General features: G+C 54.1%; 16 protein-coding genes. 14 read left to right on the top strand and 2 right to left on the bottom strand.

All coding sequences use genetic code 11. The annotated features are described in order from the left end of the window. Positions 1-29 precede the first annotated feature (29 nt). A complete protein-coding gene (gene petB, locus H6F94_RS07485) occupies positions 30-677 on the bottom strand; it encodes a cytochrome b6 (protein ID WP_190801588.1) in 648 nt (215 codons plus the stop codon). A gap of 167 nt (positions 678-844) precedes the next feature. Between petB and H6F94_RS07480 the strand changes: the two genes are divergently transcribed. The 4 genes from H6F94_RS07480 to H6F94_RS07470 all read left to right on the top strand — a co-directional run bounded on the left by H6F94_RS07480 (position 845) and on the right by H6F94_RS07470 (position 5,294). After that, entirely contained in the window at positions 845-2,101 is a 1,257-nt protein-coding gene (locus H6F94_RS07480) for a S41 family peptidase (protein WP_190801587.1), read from the top strand. A 68-nt stretch (positions 2,102-2,169) separates the two neighbouring features. Beyond that, positions 2,170-2,298 carry a hypothetical protein gene (locus tag H6F94_RS32870; RefSeq protein WP_277878016.1) on the top strand — a complete coding sequence of 43 codons (129 nt, stop codon included), beginning with the start codon at positions 2,170-2,172 and terminating at the stop codon, positions 2,296-2,298. A 147-nt stretch (positions 2,299-2,445) separates the two neighbouring features. After that, entirely contained in the window at positions 2,446-4,677 is a 2,232-nt protein-coding gene (gene rne, locus H6F94_RS07475; protein ID WP_190801586.1) for a ribonuclease E, read from the top strand. 2 nt (positions 4,678-4,679) lie between these two features. After that, positions 4,680-5,294, top strand: a complete 615-nt coding sequence (locus tag H6F94_RS07470; RefSeq protein WP_190801585.1) for a ribonuclease HII — start codon at positions 4,680-4,682, stop codon at positions 5,292-5,294. Here the strand turns inward: H6F94_RS07470 and H6F94_RS07465 are convergent. Further along, positions 5,258-5,848, bottom strand: a complete 591-nt coding sequence (locus H6F94_RS07465) for a DUF1997 domain-containing protein (protein WP_190801584.1) — start codon at positions 5,846-5,848, stop codon at positions 5,258-5,260. The genes H6F94_RS07470 and H6F94_RS07465 overlap by 37 nt on opposite strands. Positions 5,849-6,163: 315 nt before the next feature. Here H6F94_RS07465 and H6F94_RS07460 point away from each other — a divergent pair, with 315 nt between their 5' ends. The 10 genes from H6F94_RS07460 (at position 6,164) to acs (ending at position 15,151) form a co-directional block, all read left to right on the top strand. Continuing rightward, on the top strand, positions 6,164-7,267 hold the full coding sequence (locus H6F94_RS07460; RefSeq protein WP_190801583.1) for a sulfate ABC transporter substrate-binding protein: 1,104 nt from the start codon (positions 6,164-6,166) through the stop codon (positions 7,265-7,267). Between the two features lie 123 nt (positions 7,268-7,390). Then, positions 7,391-8,251, top strand: a complete 861-nt coding sequence (gene cysT, locus H6F94_RS07455) for a sulfate ABC transporter permease subunit CysT (protein ID WP_190801582.1) — start codon at positions 7,391-7,393, stop codon at positions 8,249-8,251. Beyond that, a complete protein-coding gene (gene cysW / locus H6F94_RS07450; protein ID WP_190801581.1) occupies positions 8,241-9,119 on the top strand; it encodes a sulfate ABC transporter permease subunit CysW in 879 nt (292 codons plus the stop codon). Before cysT ends, cysW begins: the two co-directional genes overlap by 11 nt. 34 nt (positions 9,120-9,153) lie before the next feature. Beyond that, positions 9,154-9,891: an NIL domain-containing protein gene (locus H6F94_RS32175; protein ID WP_190801580.1), complete on the top strand. Its 738-nt coding sequence runs from the start codon at positions 9,154-9,156 to the stop codon at positions 9,889-9,891. A 38-nt stretch (positions 9,892-9,929) separates the two neighbouring features. Next, positions 9,930-11,306, top strand: coding sequence for a selenium-binding family protein (locus H6F94_RS07440; protein WP_190801579.1), 1,377 nt, complete (start codon positions 9,930-9,932; stop codon positions 11,304-11,306). A gap of 81 nt (positions 11,307-11,387) precedes the next feature. Beyond that, positions 11,388-11,753 (top strand): 2Fe-2S iron-sulfur cluster-binding protein, encoded by a 366-nt coding sequence (locus tag H6F94_RS07435; RefSeq protein WP_190801578.1) that lies wholly within the window; start codon positions 11,388-11,390, stop codon positions 11,751-11,753. Next, complete coding sequence (locus tag H6F94_RS07430; RefSeq protein WP_190801577.1) at positions 11,737-12,042, top strand: NIL domain-containing protein; 306 nt, start codon at positions 11,737-11,739, stop codon at positions 12,040-12,042. The genes H6F94_RS07435 and H6F94_RS07430 overlap by 17 nt, the downstream gene beginning before the upstream one ends. Further along, positions 12,011-12,406 (top strand): NIL domain-containing protein, encoded by a 396-nt coding sequence (locus tag H6F94_RS07425; RefSeq protein WP_242041040.1) that lies wholly within the window; start codon positions 12,011-12,013, stop codon positions 12,404-12,406. Before H6F94_RS07430 ends, H6F94_RS07425 begins: the two co-directional genes overlap by 32 nt. After that, entirely contained in the window at positions 12,403-12,996 is a 594-nt protein-coding gene (locus tag H6F94_RS07420) for a Crp/Fnr family transcriptional regulator (RefSeq protein ID WP_190801576.1), read from the top strand. The genes H6F94_RS07425 and H6F94_RS07420 overlap by 4 nt, the downstream gene beginning before the upstream one ends. Positions 12,997-13,186: 190 nt before the next feature. Continuing rightward, the gene (acs, locus tag H6F94_RS07415) at positions 13,187-15,151 is read left to right on the top strand and encodes an acetate--CoA ligase (protein WP_190801575.1); all 1,965 of its coding nucleotides are present in this window, start codon (positions 13,187-13,189) and stop codon (positions 15,149-15,151) included. Positions 15,152-15,196 lie beyond the last annotated feature (45 nt).

Below are 15,196 nucleotides of genomic sequence, written 5' to 3'. Positions count from 1 at the left end.
CGGGTGTTCTCCTTTTTCAAGTTTAGAGATTACAAGGGACCAGAGATGCCTTGCTTACGGATCATCAGGAAGTGCAGCAGCATGAACACTGCAATCAGCCAGGGCAAGACAAAGGTGTGTGCGCTGTAGTAGCGAGTCAACGTTGCTTGACCTACGCTAGAACCGCCGCGCAGCAGGTCGGAGATGAGAACACCGACTACAGGGATGGCCTCAGGCACGCCAGAGACGATTTTAACGGCCCAGTATCCCACCTGGTCCCAAGGGAGGGAGTAGCCAGTCACACCAAAGGATACGGTGAGAACTGCCAGGATCACACCCGTTACCCAGGTGAGTTCGCGGGGCTTTTTGAAACCGCCGGTTAGGTAAACCCGGAAGGTGTGCAGGATCATCATCAGCACCATCATGCTGGCGGACCAGCGGTGGACGGAGCGGATTAGCCAGCCGTAGTTCACTTCGGTCATCAAAGACTGCACCGAGGTGAAGGCTTCAGCCACAGTGGGCTTGTAGTAGAAGGTCATTGCAAAGCCGGTGGCAAACTGGATCAGGAAGCAGGTCAGTGTAATACCACCGAGGCAATAGAAAATATTGACGTGGGGAGGAACATACTTGCTAGTGACGTCTTCCGCTAGCGCCTGGATTTCGAGCCTTTCCTCGAACCAGTCGTAAACTTTGGCCATAGAGCTAGTGATCCTGGATTATGAATTGCTCTTCATGAAAAATGTAACATAGGCACCACGGGGATTTCCTTCCCTGGATGCCTCGCTCAATTCCAGTCTACTCGACCGCTTCCCTCTTGCTTTTGAGCCTCTATTCCGCTTCTTTGAAAATTCTTGACTGCGTAGCAATGCACAACTGGTTATCGGTTACAGGATGGCTGAAACGGTGGCTTTGGGGTATAGTTCTCCTCCTACTGATTCAAGGGTTCTGGAGCCTACCAGTTGCCGCCCGCGTCACGCTGAACGAAGATCAGCAACTGCTGAACGAAGTTTGGAGAATTGTTAATCGCACCTATGTGGATGCCAGCTTCAATGGCCAGAACTGGTCATCCCTGCGTCAGAAAGCCTTACGAGGTGGGCTCAAAGACCGCAAAGCGACCTACAGTGCGATCGAGTCAATGTTGGAACCTCTAGGTGACCCGTTCACGCGTTTCCTACGTCCAGAGCAGTACCTCAGCCTGCGCACTAGCACTCGTGGGGAGCTGACTGGTGTCGGACTTCAGATCGCCTTGGAGCCTGAAACTGGTGCGCTTACCGTGATTTCGCCGATTGAAGGTTCACCCGCCGATCGAGCCGAATTGCGGCCACTAGACAAAATTCTGGCGATTGATGGCGTTCCGACCACAGACATGGCTCTTGATGAGGCTGCAGAGCGGATGCGGGGGACCATTGGCAGTCAGGTCCGGCTCACGGTGGGCCGCGAGGGTCAGTCTAGCTTTGAGGTGCTCCTGGTTCGCGACCGGATTGAACTCAACCCAGTTCACGCCGAACTGCGCCAAGTGCCCGACCAGAGCGCCATTGGTTACATTCGGCTCAGTCAATTCAATGGCAATGCGGTGTCTGAGATGGCACAAGCTGTTCAAACCCTCAAAAGCCAGGGTGCCACGCGCTACATCCTTGACCTGCGAGGCAACCCTGGCGGTCTGTTGCAAGCGGGAGTCGAGATTGCTCGGCTTTGGCTAGATCAAGGCGCTATCGTTTACACAGTCAATCGGGAAGGCGTCCAAGATAGCCTGGAGGCCCGAGGTTCTGCCCTGGCCCAGGAACCGTTAGTTGTCCTGGTCAATGGCGGTACAGCCAGTGCTAGCGAAATTCTCGCCGCTGCTCTGCAAGACAACGGACGGGCCAAGCTGGTCGGCACCCAGACCTTTGGCAAAGGTTTGATTCAGTCCTTGTTTGACCTGAGTGATGGCTCTGGATTGGCAGTTACTGTTGCCAAATATCAGACTCCCAGCCATCACGACATCAATAAGCTAGGCATTACCCCAGATGTCGTCGTTGAGGCTCCCAGTTTGAAGCGCGACCAGATTGCAACGGCTCAGGATCCGCAGTACCAGGCGGCTATCAACCTGTTAAGCAATGCAACACTAGCTGTGTCTGGCTAGCTTGCGTTCACACGTTATAATGCTGAACTATAGGAAGCTGCCTGAGTCGCCACAGTGTGAGTTGGCGGATGCAGATCCCCAGACTGTTTGCGGATAGCCGTCCGCAAGCTCAAAGTGCGATACGGGTGACTTCTGCCAGAGCCTTCTCCCAATTTGACTTTTATGACCCTGACCCGACGCGTGTGCCGGGATTTTAGCAGTTTAGGGATCTTCTCGTCGCTTGTCAGACCATTAGCTTAGCCTGGGGTTTGGTGCTTTTTACATCACTCATTCCGATGGCAATTTCACGTTTTCCAGAGCAGCAGACCTAGGTGCTCTGTGCTTCTCACTTTTGAGGAAATTGAATGTCCAAGCAAATTATCATTGCGGAGCAACACCGAACGGCTGCCGTCTTCTCAGAAGACCAAATCCAGGAGCTGATCGTTGCCAAGGGTTCGCATCAAGTTGGCGATGTGTATCTGGGCGTGGTCGAGAATGTTTTGCCCAGCATCGACGCGGCCTTTGTCAATATTGGTGATTCGGAGCGCAATGGCTTCATCCACGTGTCCGATTTGGGTCCTCTGCGCCTCAAGCGAATAGCCGCTTCGATTACTGAACTAGTGGCTCCCCAGCAGAAGGTGCTGGTGCAGATCATGAAGGAGCCGACCGGCAACAAAGGCCCTCGCCTGACGGGCAACATCACACTGCCGGGTCGCTATCTAGTCTTGATGCCCTTTGGTCGAGGTGTAAACCTCTCTCGGCGCATTCGTAGCGAGAACGAGCGCAATCGATTGAGAGCTTTAGCAATTTTGATTAAACCGGCAGGCATGGGTCTGCTAGTGCGCACCGAGGCTGAGGAGATGACCGAAGAGGCCATCATGGAAGACCTCGATACGCTGATGAAGTCTTGGGAAACGATTCAGCAGGAGGCCACAACTACTCGTGCTCCGGCCTTGTTGAATCGGGATGACGATTTCATTCAACGGGTGTTGCGCGATGTTTACAGCGCCGATGTCAACCGCATTGTGGTTGATTCCAGCACTGGGTTGAAGCGAGTTAAACAGTATTTAACCAACTGGAGTGCTGGTAAGCCGCCGACTGGGGTCTTCATCGATCACCACCGTGACCGCGCTCCGATTCTGGAATATTTCCGGGTCAATGCAGCAATTCGTGAGGCACTGCGCCCTCGGGTTGATTTGCCTTCGGGTGGCTACATCATCATTGAGCCGACTGAGGCGCTCACAGTCATTGATGTCAACTCAGGCTCCTTTACTCGCTCGGCGACCTCCCGCGAGACGGTGCTGTGGACCAATTGTGAAGCCGCTACTGAAATTGCTCGTCAGTTGCGCTTACGCAATATCGCTGGCGTGATTATCGTCGATTTCATCGACATGGACGCGCGGCGTGATCAGTTGCAGGTGCTGGAGCACTTTAGTAAAGCCCTCAAGGCTGACAAGTCTCGCCCGCAAATTGCTCAACTGACTGAGCTGGGTCTGATTGAGCTGACCCGGAAACGGCAGGGCCAGAGTATTTACGAATTGTTTGGTCGGCCTTGTAATACCTGTGCTGGCTTAGGCTACATGGTGCATTTGCCGGGCGACCTTAACGGTGAGGGTGAGAGCCTAGAGCGCATGGTTTCCTCCTCTCCCCGTCCCACCTTCCGAGAACGGGAGCCGCGCGAGCGCGAACCTCGGGAGAATCGCGAGTTCCGTGACTTCCGACCGATTACCCAAGAAAATCCACCGCGTACCCAGCCGGCTCAGGTTGAGCCAACTGAAGATTTTGATCTGTCGGAGAACGACGATCGAGAGCTGGACCTGGGTGGGGGGCCTGGCTATCCAGATCGTGGTGCTAATGGCAACCGTCGTCGTCGTCGTCGTCGTGACGGTTTTCGCGAGAATGGCAGCCGCGAGAATGGCCTGCCGCCTAGCATTCCCAGTTTGCAGAATGGACGTTCTGAGCCACCCAGCGGTGTCGAGGAGCGTCCCGAGCCACCGCGAACAGATACTCCTACTTCAAGACCAGAACCTCTAAGGATTGATCGGCCTCGCGAGCCTGAGCCAGTCGAAGCGCGGCGGGAAGACCCTCGGCCTCGACCCGAGCCGCCTGAGCAAATCACTGTGGAGATGACCGAAGAGGAGCAAGACCTCTACGCACTCATGGGCATCTCGCCTGTGGTTTTAGCGCCTCCAGGTCTCAAAAACCCCCGCACGGCAGTTGTGACAGTTGCCCTACCTGGAGAACCGCCTCGCCCTCTGGTTCCCCCTGTCACTACAAGGTCGGAGCCCGAGCCGATCGCCCAACCTAGTATTCCAGCCTCTAACATTTCAGCCCCTATAGGTGAAGAAGCTGAGACTGAACCAATTGCTGCTCCGAGTCCTCTAAGCCCTGTGCAGGCAAGTCCTGTGCAGAGTGGAGTGCCAGTAAGTGCGGCTAGCGATCTAACTCCAGGGGACGAGACAACTACCGAGGAGGTGCAAAGCTCAGAGCTGGCATTCAGCACTGATACCAGCGTTGCTGAGGACAGTGCTGATGACGTTGATGCTGCGGGTGGTCCTCCCCGCCGTCGTCGCCGTCGCTCTTCTGCGCGAGGCTAAACTTGTCCCCCTTAGTCGCGGGGGTTGATGAGGTTGGACGGGGCTGTCTATTCGGTCCCGTCGTAGCGGCGGCAGTCATCCTGCCTGATGCCAGTTTGCCCCTACTGTTGAAAGCAGGGCTCACTGACAGCAAGAAACTGACAGCCTTGGATCGAGAACGGCTGGATCAGCAGATCCGGTTTGTCGCGCTCACTTGGGCGGTAGGCAGTGCCTCAGTAGTAGAAATTGACCGGATCAATATCCTACAGGCGTCACTATTAGCGATGGCGCGGGCAATTGCCCAGCTCGAACCGCAGCCAGCCCATTGCTTGATCGACGGCAATCAACGAGTGCCTGAGCTGCCGATGCCACAAACTACCATCATCAAAGGCGATCGCGACTCTCCGATGATTGCCGCAGCTAGTATTGTGGCCAAAGTTTGGCGCGACCAACTGTTAACCCAATTGGCACTGGAATACCCTGGCTATGATCTAGCAGCCAACAAAGGCTATGGCACGCGTAAGCATCGAGCTGCCATTGCCCGCCAGGGCTTAACTCCGTTGCATCGCCGCAGCTTTAAGCCTTGTCAGCTCGATCTGCTTCAACCATTGGCTGGCAGCGAAGACGGATCCAAGTGAGGGGCACTGCGGTTAGGGGCATCAGACTGCACCCAACGGCTATAGTCCTCTAGGAGTTGTCCGGCTAAGCGCTGCTTGATCGTCATCAATACGCTCTTAAGTAGACCGGTGCCAGTGGCTTCCAGCAAGGGAGTCGGAGTCAGCCAAAGCGCTGGCGGCAACTCGACCCGTACTTCTAGATTGGCTTCGCCCACCAACCGAGTTTGCCCTGCAACCTCCAAGGGTTGCAGCACCCCCACCAGATCCAGCGCAAAACGTTGGTTGAAATACTCCATGCCTCGAATTTGGCTACCAACCGAGCGGAGCCGTACGGTGCCATCTGCCTCCGCCCACACCTTCAGGTCCACAGTCGGCTGGATTGCTAAGTGCAAAAAGTTCAGGGGCCGCATCTTTAAGCGAAATAGATCTGGGCCCAATGTCTCCAGGCGACTAGGGTCAACCAACGCACTGACTAGGCGTCGTGGTTGACGCAGATAGTGCCGAACCAAAGTAGGGGCAGCCCCTGGCAAGGCGGGAACGACCAGGGACACAGGCTGAGAGGCAGTAAACCGCATGGGTTACAAACTCGGGAGGTTTAAGAGAAGAGCGTAAAGGTCTGACGGCAAGACCTGAACATTACTTAACCTAATTTTACAGACTTCTCATCCAAGCGTTATTCTGCCCTGCGACCCATTCGCGCTGAATGCAAACTCAGGCTTTAGTCCAGCTTGACCCTCATTCCTCAGGCAGGTGTTGCTACTGCATTCAGGGTCAGGGCAAATCTGATAAAAAATTTCATTTGCCTTTTTGGCAATCCCTTTGTAACATTTACAGTCAGACATAAATCCGGTATTCCGGGCGGATAATCGGGGATTTAAGGAGCGCGTGACATGGGTTGGTGGCAACAAATTGGACAAAGTATACGCAGAAATAGGTCACTCAAGAGTTTGGTGGCGCTGTTTCTGGTTGGGGTCAGCTTGAGTGTGTCAATGGCAGCCTGCACCGGGGGTAATGCCAGCAACTCCGCAGCCAGCCCTGCAGATGGCGCCAGCCCTGCTGCTCAAAAAGACGTCGAGTTGACGTTGGTTTCCTACGCAGTGACCCGAGCTGCCTATGAGAAGATCATCCCGCAATTCACGGCTAAGTGGCAGCAGGAAAAAGGTCAGAATGTCACTTTTAATCAAAGTTATGGTGGATCTGGCTCTCAAGCCCGGGCGGTGATCGACGGCTTGGAAGCTGATGTCGTGGCTTTGGCGCTGGCGCTGGACACCAAGAAAATTGAGAAAGCAGAGCTGATCCAGCCCGGCTGGGAGAAGGAAGCCCCTAACGGTTCGATTGTGCACAAGTCTGTAGCGGCGCTGATCACGCGTGAGGGTAACCCGAAAGCCGTTAACACTTGGGCAGACTTGGCTAAAGATGGCGTCAGTGTGATTACTGCCAACCCTAAGACTTCTGGCGGTGCCCGTTGGAACTTCCTAGCGCTATGGGGCTCGGTCACCCAGACTGGCGGTGATGAGGCGAAGGCTAAGGAGTTCACCACCAAAGTCTTTAAGAACGTGCCAGTGCTGCCCAAGGATGCCCGTGAAGCCACTGACGTCTTCGTGAAGCAAGGCCAGGGCGACGTTCTGATCAACTACGAGAACGAGGCCATCCTTGCCAAGCAAAATGGTGAGAACCAACCCTATGTCGTGCCCACGGATGTCAACATCTCCATTGACAACCCTGTAGCTGTGGTTGACAAGAATGTTGATAAGCACGGCACTCGAGAAGTGGCTGAAGCCTTTGTTCAGTTCCTCTTTACGCCAGAAGCACAGCGTGAATTTGCCAAAGTTGGCTTCCGTCCGGTTGACCCAGCGGTAGGTTCAGAAGTGGCTGACCAGTATCCAAAAATCACCAAGCTGTTCACCGCTCAAGATATGGGTGGCTGGGATCAAATTCAGACCAAGTTCTTCGATGACGGTTCCGAGTTCGACCAAATCCAAGCCAGCAAGTAGGGCAACTTGAGTCAGCATCTCTAGCTGGCTAGCCACATCAGTCATGGCACCGGGGTCTTGAAGCCCCGGTGCTACCCCAATCCCGTTAACGGTTGAACCCAGCCATTCTCTTCACTCTCCCCTATGGCCGTATCATCTCTGCGCAAATCTTCACCCCCTGGCTGGAAGAGCACCTTAGGCACGATTTCCAAAATTTCCTGGCCCTGGCGCATCACCATTGGCTATCTCAGCATCATGTTGCTGCTGCCAACGGCGGCGCTGTTTGCTAAGGCTGCTACCGAAAGTCCTGCTAACTTCTGGAAGATTGCCACCAGTCCCGTTGCGCTGTCCGCTTACGATGTCACCTTTGTGACCTCATTCATTGCCGCCCTGTTCAATGGTGTATTCGGCGTTTTAATCGCCTGGGTTCTGGTCCGCTACGACTTTCCGTTCAAGCGGATTATCGATGCTGCAATTGATTTGCCTTTTGCGTTACCAACCTCAGTTGCAGGCTTAGTTTTAGCTTCGGTTTATAGTGACAACGGTTGGATCGGCTCCCTATTTGCGCCACTGGGTATCAAGATCGCCTTCACCCGCTTAGGGGTTGGGATGGCGATGGTTTTCATTTCACTGCCCTTCGTGGTACGCACGCTGCAACCCGTGCTGCAAGAGATGGAAAAAGAGATTGAAGAAGCGGCTTGGTGCTTGGGAGCTTCGCGTTGGCAAACCTTTTGGCAAGTGATTTTGCCGCCTCTAATGCCCGCAATTCTGACTGGTGTGGCCTTGGGATTTTCGCGGGCAGTGGGTGAATATGGGTCTGTAATTATTGTTTCTTCAGGTATTCCGTTTAAGGACTTAATTGCACCGGTACTGATTGTGCAGAGACTTGAACAATTCGACTACTCTGGTGCAACGGTTATTGGCACCGTTTTGTTGGTTGTTTCGCTGTTGATCTTGCTGGCGATCAACTTGCTACAAGCTTGGGGACAACGTTATGCCGACTAAATTAGAACAGCCTGCGGGTCATTCCTTTGGCGTCTCCCAGCAAGACGCACCGGATCAAGAGCGGGCTTGGGTCAAATTTACGCTGATCGGCGTGGCTCTGGCTTACTTAGGCGTGGTGCTATTTATCCCAGCAGTCAATGTTTTTTACGAAGCCTTTAAGAACGGCTTCGGTGCTTTTATCGCCAACCTGACCGAACCTAACTTCGTGCATGCCATCCAGCTCACAGTGCTCATTGCCCTGATTGTGGTGCCCCTGAATACAGTGTTTGGTTTGTGTGCAGCTTGGGCGATTGCTCGACATCGGTTTCCAGGTCGTGCTTTCGTGATCAGCATTTTGGATGTGCCGTTTGCGGTGTCGCCGGTAGTTGCTGGTCTGATGATTGTCTTGCTCTACGGGCGCAACGGTTGGTTTGGCCCCTTTTTGCAGGCCGAAGACATCAGGATCATTTTTGCCCTGCCCGGTATGGTCTTAGCCACTGCTTTTGTGACCATGCCCTTTGTTGCCCGTGAGGTTTTGCCTGTTTTAGAAGAAGCAGGCTCGGATCAAGAAGAAGCTGCCAAAACCTTGGGCGCGAGTGATTGGCAAATTTTCTGGCGAGTCACGTTACCCAATATTCGTTGGGGTTTGCTCTACGGCGTGATTCTCACGAATGCTAGAGCAATGGGTGAATTTGGTGCGGTTACGGTTGTCTCGGGCAACATTGCTCGCAAGACCCAAACCCTGCCGCTATTTGTTGAAGAAGCTTACAAACAGTACCAAACTCAGGCCGCTTTTTCAGCAGCGGTTCTGCTGGCAGCTCTAGCGCTCGTGACCCTGGTGCTCAAGGAAATTCTAGAGCGCAAAACTCGCATTCGTGATGCCGAATAAAAGCTGAATCAACGCTACATAGGAGAAGTTCAAGATGGCTGTTCAAAGCAGCAAAGTTCAAGCTCAAGCTCAAACCCCTGAATCTAACCATTCAGACGCCACTGATTCAATTATTCAAACGCGAGTTCGGGTGCGGATTCCTCGAAATTACTATCAGGATCCCGTTATTTCGCAACTTGCTTCCCGGCATAATCTAGTGGTTAATATTACCGCTGCTTTGCTAGGGGCGAATGCCCGTGATGAAGGCTGGTTTGATTTGGAACTGCAGGGCACAGCTGAGCAAACGGCAGCGGGCATTGACTACTTGCAATCGCTCAATCTGGATGTCTATGGCTTGACCCTGAAGGACATTCTGGAAAGCAAATTAGTGAAGCCTAAGCAACCGCAAGCCGATGTAAACTCTACCCACTTAGGCAATATCAACCCAGGCTATACCAACCCGGACCATACAAGCCCTACAGACAGCGCGACGCCTGCTACCCATTCATCTGCTACTCGTTCGCCTGTAATCGATCAGGCTTTGGCCCACACTCGGGTGCGCGTGCGTATTCCCAAAACCTTTCGTGAGGAACCAGTCATTTCCAGACTGGTTTCGCAATACAGCCTGACAGTCAATATTGCTGGGGCGCTGCTAGGCCCAGAGGCTCGGGACGATGGTTGGTTTGATCTAGAGTTATGGGGCCAGCCTCAGCAAATCCAGTCGGGTTTGAGCTATCTGAAGCAACTGAAATTGCAGTTGTGGTTCGATTCTGGTGCTGCTGATGACTGGTAAGTCTTAATCTCGCGCCATTCAACAAGAGGTGTAGAACCATGTCTGATCAAACCCCTCACTCTAATGCCCATGCTTGCTGTGGCCCCGGCTATGCCTCGCCAGAAGCAGCCATGCAGGCCGAGCGAGAGAAACTGCTCTACACCATCGCCCTCTACACCGGCACTAGGGTTGAGGCTCCCGACTATCTGGCCACCGTCGATGTCGATCCAGCCTCACCCACTTACTCCCAGGTCATCTACCGCACGGAGATGCCCTATCTGGGTGATGAACTGCATCACTTTGGTTGGAATGCCTGTAGTTCTTGCCACAACGATGCCAGCCGCGCTCGTCGCTTTATGGTGGTGCCCGGTCAGCGCTCCAGCCGCATTTATATTATCGATACGGCTGATGCCCACGCACCCAAAGTGCATAAGGTGATTGAGCCTGAAGAAATCAAAGCCAAAACTGACCTGACCGCTCCCCATACGGTGCATTGTCTGGCCGATGGTCAAATCATGATTTCGATGTTGGGGGATAGTCAGGGTAATGCCCCCGGCGGCTTTTTGCTGCTGGATGAAAACTTTGATATCGCTGGGCGTTGGGAACACCAGGCAGATGCCATGCGCTTCAATTACGACTTCTGGTATCAGCCCCGCCATAATGTGATGGTCAGCAGCGAATGGGGCGCACCCAAAACTTACTATCCCGGCTTCAATTTAGAAGATGTCAGCGCTGGCAACTACGGTCGGCAATTGCATTTTTGGGATTGGGCCAAACACGAAATTACGCAGAGTGTTGACCTGGGTGAAGAGGGCTTAATTCCTCTCGAAGTGCGCTTCCATCACAACCCCGATAGCACTCACGGCTATGTTGGTGCTGCGCTCAGTAGTAATATCTGGCATTGGCAAAAGACTGATGGGCAATGGAAGGTCAGTAAAGCAGTCGATGTGCCGTCCGTTGAATTGGAAGGTTGGCCTTTTCCAGTGCCCTCTTTAATTACCGACCTGCTGATTTCGCTGGACGATCGCTATCTCTATTTCTCTAACTGGTTGCATGGCGATATTCGTCAGTACGACATCAGCGATCCAGCTAATCCCAAGCTAGTCGGTCAAGTTTGGTGCGGCGGTTTGTTGGGCAAGGGTGGTGAAGTCAAAGGGCACAAACTAGTGGGTGGCCCGCAAATGCTGCAACTGAGTTTGGATGGCAAACGCCTCTATGTCACTAGCTCGTTGTTTAGCACTTGGGACAATCAGTTCTATCCCGATATGACCGAGACGGGTTCTTATCTATTGCAGATCGATTGCGATACCGAGCAAGGCGGTTTGCAAATCAACGAGAACTTCTACGTTGATTTTGGCAAAGAACCACATGGACCGGCCCGTGCTCACGAAATGCGCTATCCCGGCGGTGATGTCACCTCGGATATTTGGGTCTAGCTAGATCAAGACAGCCCAGACCAAGAAAACCAGACCAAGACAATCAACTCAACCCGTCCAATCCAGTAGGAGCAGCCAGCGATGAAAACCTACCAGATTGAATTGCTCAATCGCAGCCAGCAAGTAATCACCGTTGCTGAAGATCAATTCATTCTGGATGGTGCTGAAGCTGTAGGCTTGCGCTTGCCCGTAGGCTGTCGTTATGGGGCCTGTGTGACCTGTGCCGCTCGCTTGATTGTGGGTGAGGTCGCACAGCCTCAGGCAGTAGCGCTCAAACCTGCTCAGGTTGCACTCGGTTATGTGCTTTTGTGTGTGGCTTATCCGCGTGCGGATTGCCAGTTTGAAGTGGGGCTTGAAAGCCAGAAAGATCTCTACGTCAATCCCTTTAAAGGTTCTGCTGGGCACCTTTCAAGTCGCATAGGAGCTTCAGATGGTGACTCGAAATAATTACGAACCCCCTGATCCGTCTGCTGAAGATCAACGTCTCACTCAAACCCGAATTCGCATTCGGATTCCCCGTAACCACCAAGAACCAGTCATTTCACATTTGGTTTCTCGCTATGGCCTAACCATCAATATTTCGGCAGCTCTATTAGGGGCTAGTGTTCATGAAGACGGTTGGTTTGATCTGGAATTACGGGGTGCGGCTAAAGCCATTCGCAGCGCTCTGATTTACCTGTCCGATTTGGATGTGGAGATTTGGCATGGATCGAATCCTGAACAAGATGGTTGGTGATCACTCAGCAGCCCGTGAGTGGGCAGGGCGTTTGCCTAGCCCAAACTTACCGAGCCCAAACTTGCCTGGCCCAAATCTAACTAGCTCAAACCTGAATAGAGGCACAGCTACTCGCATCCGCGTCAAAATTCGAATTCCCAGTGAGCATCGTCAAGAACCGGTCATTTCCCGCCTGATTTCTGAGCACCGCTTGCTCGTGAATATTACCGGGGCCAAGTTAGAAGATTGCCCTCAAGCCGAAGGCTGGTTTGACCTGGAATTGCACGGCACGCCGCCGCAGCTTCAGCAAGGACTCGCCTACCTTCAGAACCTGGACATCCAAATCTGGGGCAAACCCAATCCTGATGGAGATAGTTGGTCATGACTGCAAGAACAATACCGCTAGCTTTTCCGGTCAAGTTCACTGATTTTCGGCTCGATTTCACCCGTCGCAGCTTTGTCCGTCGTGCGTCGGTGCCCCTGCTTCAGGATTATTTGTGGCGGATTGAGAGCGGCATTATTCGCACCTTCACCTGGAATGAAGAGGGCGAAGTTCTCACCTTGGGGTTGTGGGGACCGGGTGATGTTGTAGGCCGTCCTCTCTCCAAGGCGAACCCCTATGAAATTGAGTGCCTCACTGCGGTAGAACTGAGCATTTTGCCATCTCACAGTTGGTACCAAGTGCTGCCAACCTTGCTCGCTCAGATCCAGCAGTCAGAAGAGTTGCTTAGCATTATCCGTTGCCGCCCGGTCGAAGCTTCGTTGATGCAATTTCTGGTTTGGTTGAGCAGTAAATTTGGCCGGGAAGTTGAGAACGGCAAACTGATCGATTTGCCCCTCACCCATCAAGAAATTGCTGACTTAATCGGCTCGACCCGCGTAACTGTTACCCGCTTGCTCAATCAAATGGAGCAGGAAGGCACAATCCACCGGGCCTTGCGCCGCATCACGATTCTAAATGTGGCTAGGGCTTGACCAAGGCTTGACTTAGTCAGAACTTAGTCTACAAGGGCTTTGAGGCTACAACTTAGGGGCAACGCTTACCGCTTTGCTCAGTGTTCTGTCTAGTGCTTTGCCCAAGTGCTCTGCTTAGCCCCAAACCGCTTTAGCGCAGCGGCTTGAGTGTGCCACAATTCTGGTCTGTAGCCTCCAATACGCCAGAACCATGAGCCAGCCAGCTATCGAATCTATCCTCCATGAGGAACGGCTGTTTGCACCGCCGCCAGAATTCGCCCAAAGCGCTCGGATTAAAAGCCTGGACGAATATAAAGCCCTCTATGACCGGGCGGCGGCTGACCCAGCTAAGTTCTGGGCAGAAATGGCCGAGCAAGAGCTGCATTGGTTCGAGAAATGGCACACGGTTCTAGACTGGCAACCGCCCGTGGCCAAGTGGTTTGTCGGCGGCAAAATTAATATTTCTTACAACTGCTTGGACCGCCATCTCACCACCTGGCGACGCAATAAAGCAGCGCTGATTTGGGAAGGCGAACCCGGCGATTCGCGCACCCTAACCTACGCACAATTGCATCGAGAAGTCTGTCAGTTCGCCAATGTGCTCAAGCAGTTGGGCGTGCAGAAAGGCGACCGCGTTGGCATCTACATGCCCATGATTCCCGAGGCGGCGATAGGCATGCTGGCCTGTGCCCGGATCGGCGCTGTCCACAATGTGGTGTTTGGCGGCTTTAGTGCAGAGTCGCTCAAAGACCGTCTAGTCGACGCTGAGGCCAAGCTCGTGATCACCGCTGATGGCGGCTGGCGCAAGGGTGCCATTGTGCCTCTGAAATCTCAGGTCGATCGCGCCCTAGCAGGTGGCGGTGTGCCCAGTGTCCAGAACGTGCTGGTCGTGCAGCGAGTGGGTGAGGCGCATCCAGTCGAGATGACCGCAGGCCGCGACCACTGGTGGCACGAACTGCAAAAAGATGCTTCTGCCGATTGCCCCGCCGAGCCGATGGACAGCGAAGATCTGCTGTTTGTCCTCTATACCTCAGGCACGACCGGCAAACCCAAAGGCGTCGTCCATACTACGGGCGGCTACAACCTCTACGCCCACTTGACCACCCAGTGGGTGTTCGACCTCAAGGACACCGATGTCTACTGGTGCACGGCTGACGTGGGTTGGATCACCGGCCACAGCTACATCGTCTATGGCCCACTATCCAATGGGGCGACCTCACTGATGTATGAGGGTGCGCCCCGCGCCTCCAATCCCGGTTGCTTCTGGGACGTGATCGAGAAGTACGGCGTCAATATCTTCTACACGGCACCGACTGCCATTCGTGCCTTCATCAAGATGGGCGAACAGCTGCCCCAGGCCCGCGATCTCTCCAGTCTGCGCCTGCTGGGTACGGTGGGTGAACCGATTAACCCGGAGGCCTGGATGTGGTATCACCGCGTGATTGGCGGCGGCAAATGCCCAATTGTCGATACCTGGTGGCAAACCGAGACTGGCGGCCATATGCTGACGCCACTGCCCGGTGCGATTCCAACCAAACCAGGTTCCGCCACCCTGCCCTTTCCGGGCATCATCGCGGATGTTGTGAACCTGGAGGGTAATCCCGTCCCGGCAGGTGAAGGCGGCTATCTGGTGATTAAGCACCCCTGGCCGGGGATGATGCGCACGGTCTACGGCGATCACGACCGCTTCCGCCGCACCTACTGGGAGCATATTCCGGGCAATCTCTACTTTGCCGGGGATGGCGCTCGCCGTGACCAAGATGGCTATTACTGGGTGATGGGCCGCGTCGATGACGTGATTAGCGTCTCTGGTCACCGCCTGGGCACGATGGAAATTGAGTCGGCCCTGGTCTCACACCCGGCAGTAGCGGAGGCGGCAGTGGTGGGCAAACCGGATGAACTGCGCGGTGAGGCGGTCTTCGCCTTTGTGACCCTAGAAGGAGTGCACCAAGCCAGTGATGCCCTGAAAGAAGAACTGAAAAAGCACGTCGTCAAAGAAATCGGTGCCCTGGCTCGTCCTGACCAAATCCAGTTCACCGATTCTTTACCCAAAACCCGCTCCGGCAAAATCATGCGCCGCCTGTTGCGCAACCTAGCCTCTGGGCAGGAATTGCTCGGTGACACCTCGACCCTGGAAGACCGCTCGGTCCTGGATAAACTGCGCGAAGAGGCGTAGGAAAGCTCTGCCCCCGGCCCTTCTCCATGCGGGGGCGGGCTGTGT

This window comes from Leptolyngbya sp. FACHB-261 (assembly GCF_014696065.1).
Classification (GTDB): Bacteria; Cyanobacteriota; Cyanobacteriia; order FACHB-261; family FACHB-261; genus FACHB-261.
Note: the sequence above shows the minus strand (reverse complement) of the source record. Positions and strands in the feature narration are given on the sequence as shown.

Excerpts from the sequence above, each read along its gene's own strand:
- petB (WP_190801588.1), bottom strand. The coding sequence starts at position 677 with ATGGCCAAAGTTTACGACTGGTTCGAGGAAAGGCTCGAAATCCAGGCG.
- H6F94_RS07480 (WP_190801587.1), top strand. The coding sequence starts at position 845 with ATGCACAACTGGTTATCGGTTACAGGATGGCTGAAACGGTGGCTTTGG.
- H6F94_RS32870 (WP_277878016.1), top strand. The coding sequence starts at position 2,170 with ATGCAGATCCCCAGACTGTTTGCGGATAGCCGTCCGCAAGCTCAAAGT.
- rne (WP_190801586.1), top strand. The coding sequence starts at position 2,446 with ATGTCCAAGCAAATTATCATTGCGGAGCAACACCGAACGGCTGCCGTC.
- H6F94_RS07465 (WP_190801584.1), bottom strand. The coding sequence starts at position 5,848 with ATGCGGTTTACTGCCTCTCAGCCTGTGTCCCTGGTCGTTCCCGCCTTG.
- H6F94_RS07460 (WP_190801583.1), top strand. The coding sequence starts at position 6,164 with ATGGGTTGGTGGCAACAAATTGGACAAAGTATACGCAGAAATAGGTCA.
- cysT (WP_190801582.1), top strand. The coding sequence starts at position 7,391 with ATGGCCGTATCATCTCTGCGCAAATCTTCACCCCCTGGCTGGAAGAGC.
- cysW (WP_190801581.1), top strand. The coding sequence starts at position 8,241 with ATGCCGACTAAATTAGAACAGCCTGCGGGTCATTCCTTTGGCGTCTCC.
- H6F94_RS32175 (WP_190801580.1), top strand. The coding sequence starts at position 9,154 with ATGGCTGTTCAAAGCAGCAAAGTTCAAGCTCAAGCTCAAACCCCTGAA.
- H6F94_RS07440 (WP_190801579.1), top strand. The coding sequence starts at position 9,930 with ATGTCTGATCAAACCCCTCACTCTAATGCCCATGCTTGCTGTGGCCCC.
- H6F94_RS07435 (WP_190801578.1), top strand. The coding sequence starts at position 11,388 with ATGAAAACCTACCAGATTGAATTGCTCAATCGCAGCCAGCAAGTAATC.
- H6F94_RS07430 (WP_190801577.1), top strand. The coding sequence starts at position 11,737 with ATGGTGACTCGAAATAATTACGAACCCCCTGATCCGTCTGCTGAAGAT.
- H6F94_RS07425 (WP_242041040.1), top strand. The coding sequence starts at position 12,011 with ATGGATCGAATCCTGAACAAGATGGTTGGTGATCACTCAGCAGCCCGT.
- H6F94_RS07420 (WP_190801576.1), top strand. The coding sequence starts at position 12,403 with ATGACTGCAAGAACAATACCGCTAGCTTTTCCGGTCAAGTTCACTGAT.
- acs (WP_190801575.1), top strand. The coding sequence starts at position 13,187 with ATGAGCCAGCCAGCTATCGAATCTATCCTCCATGAGGAACGGCTGTTT.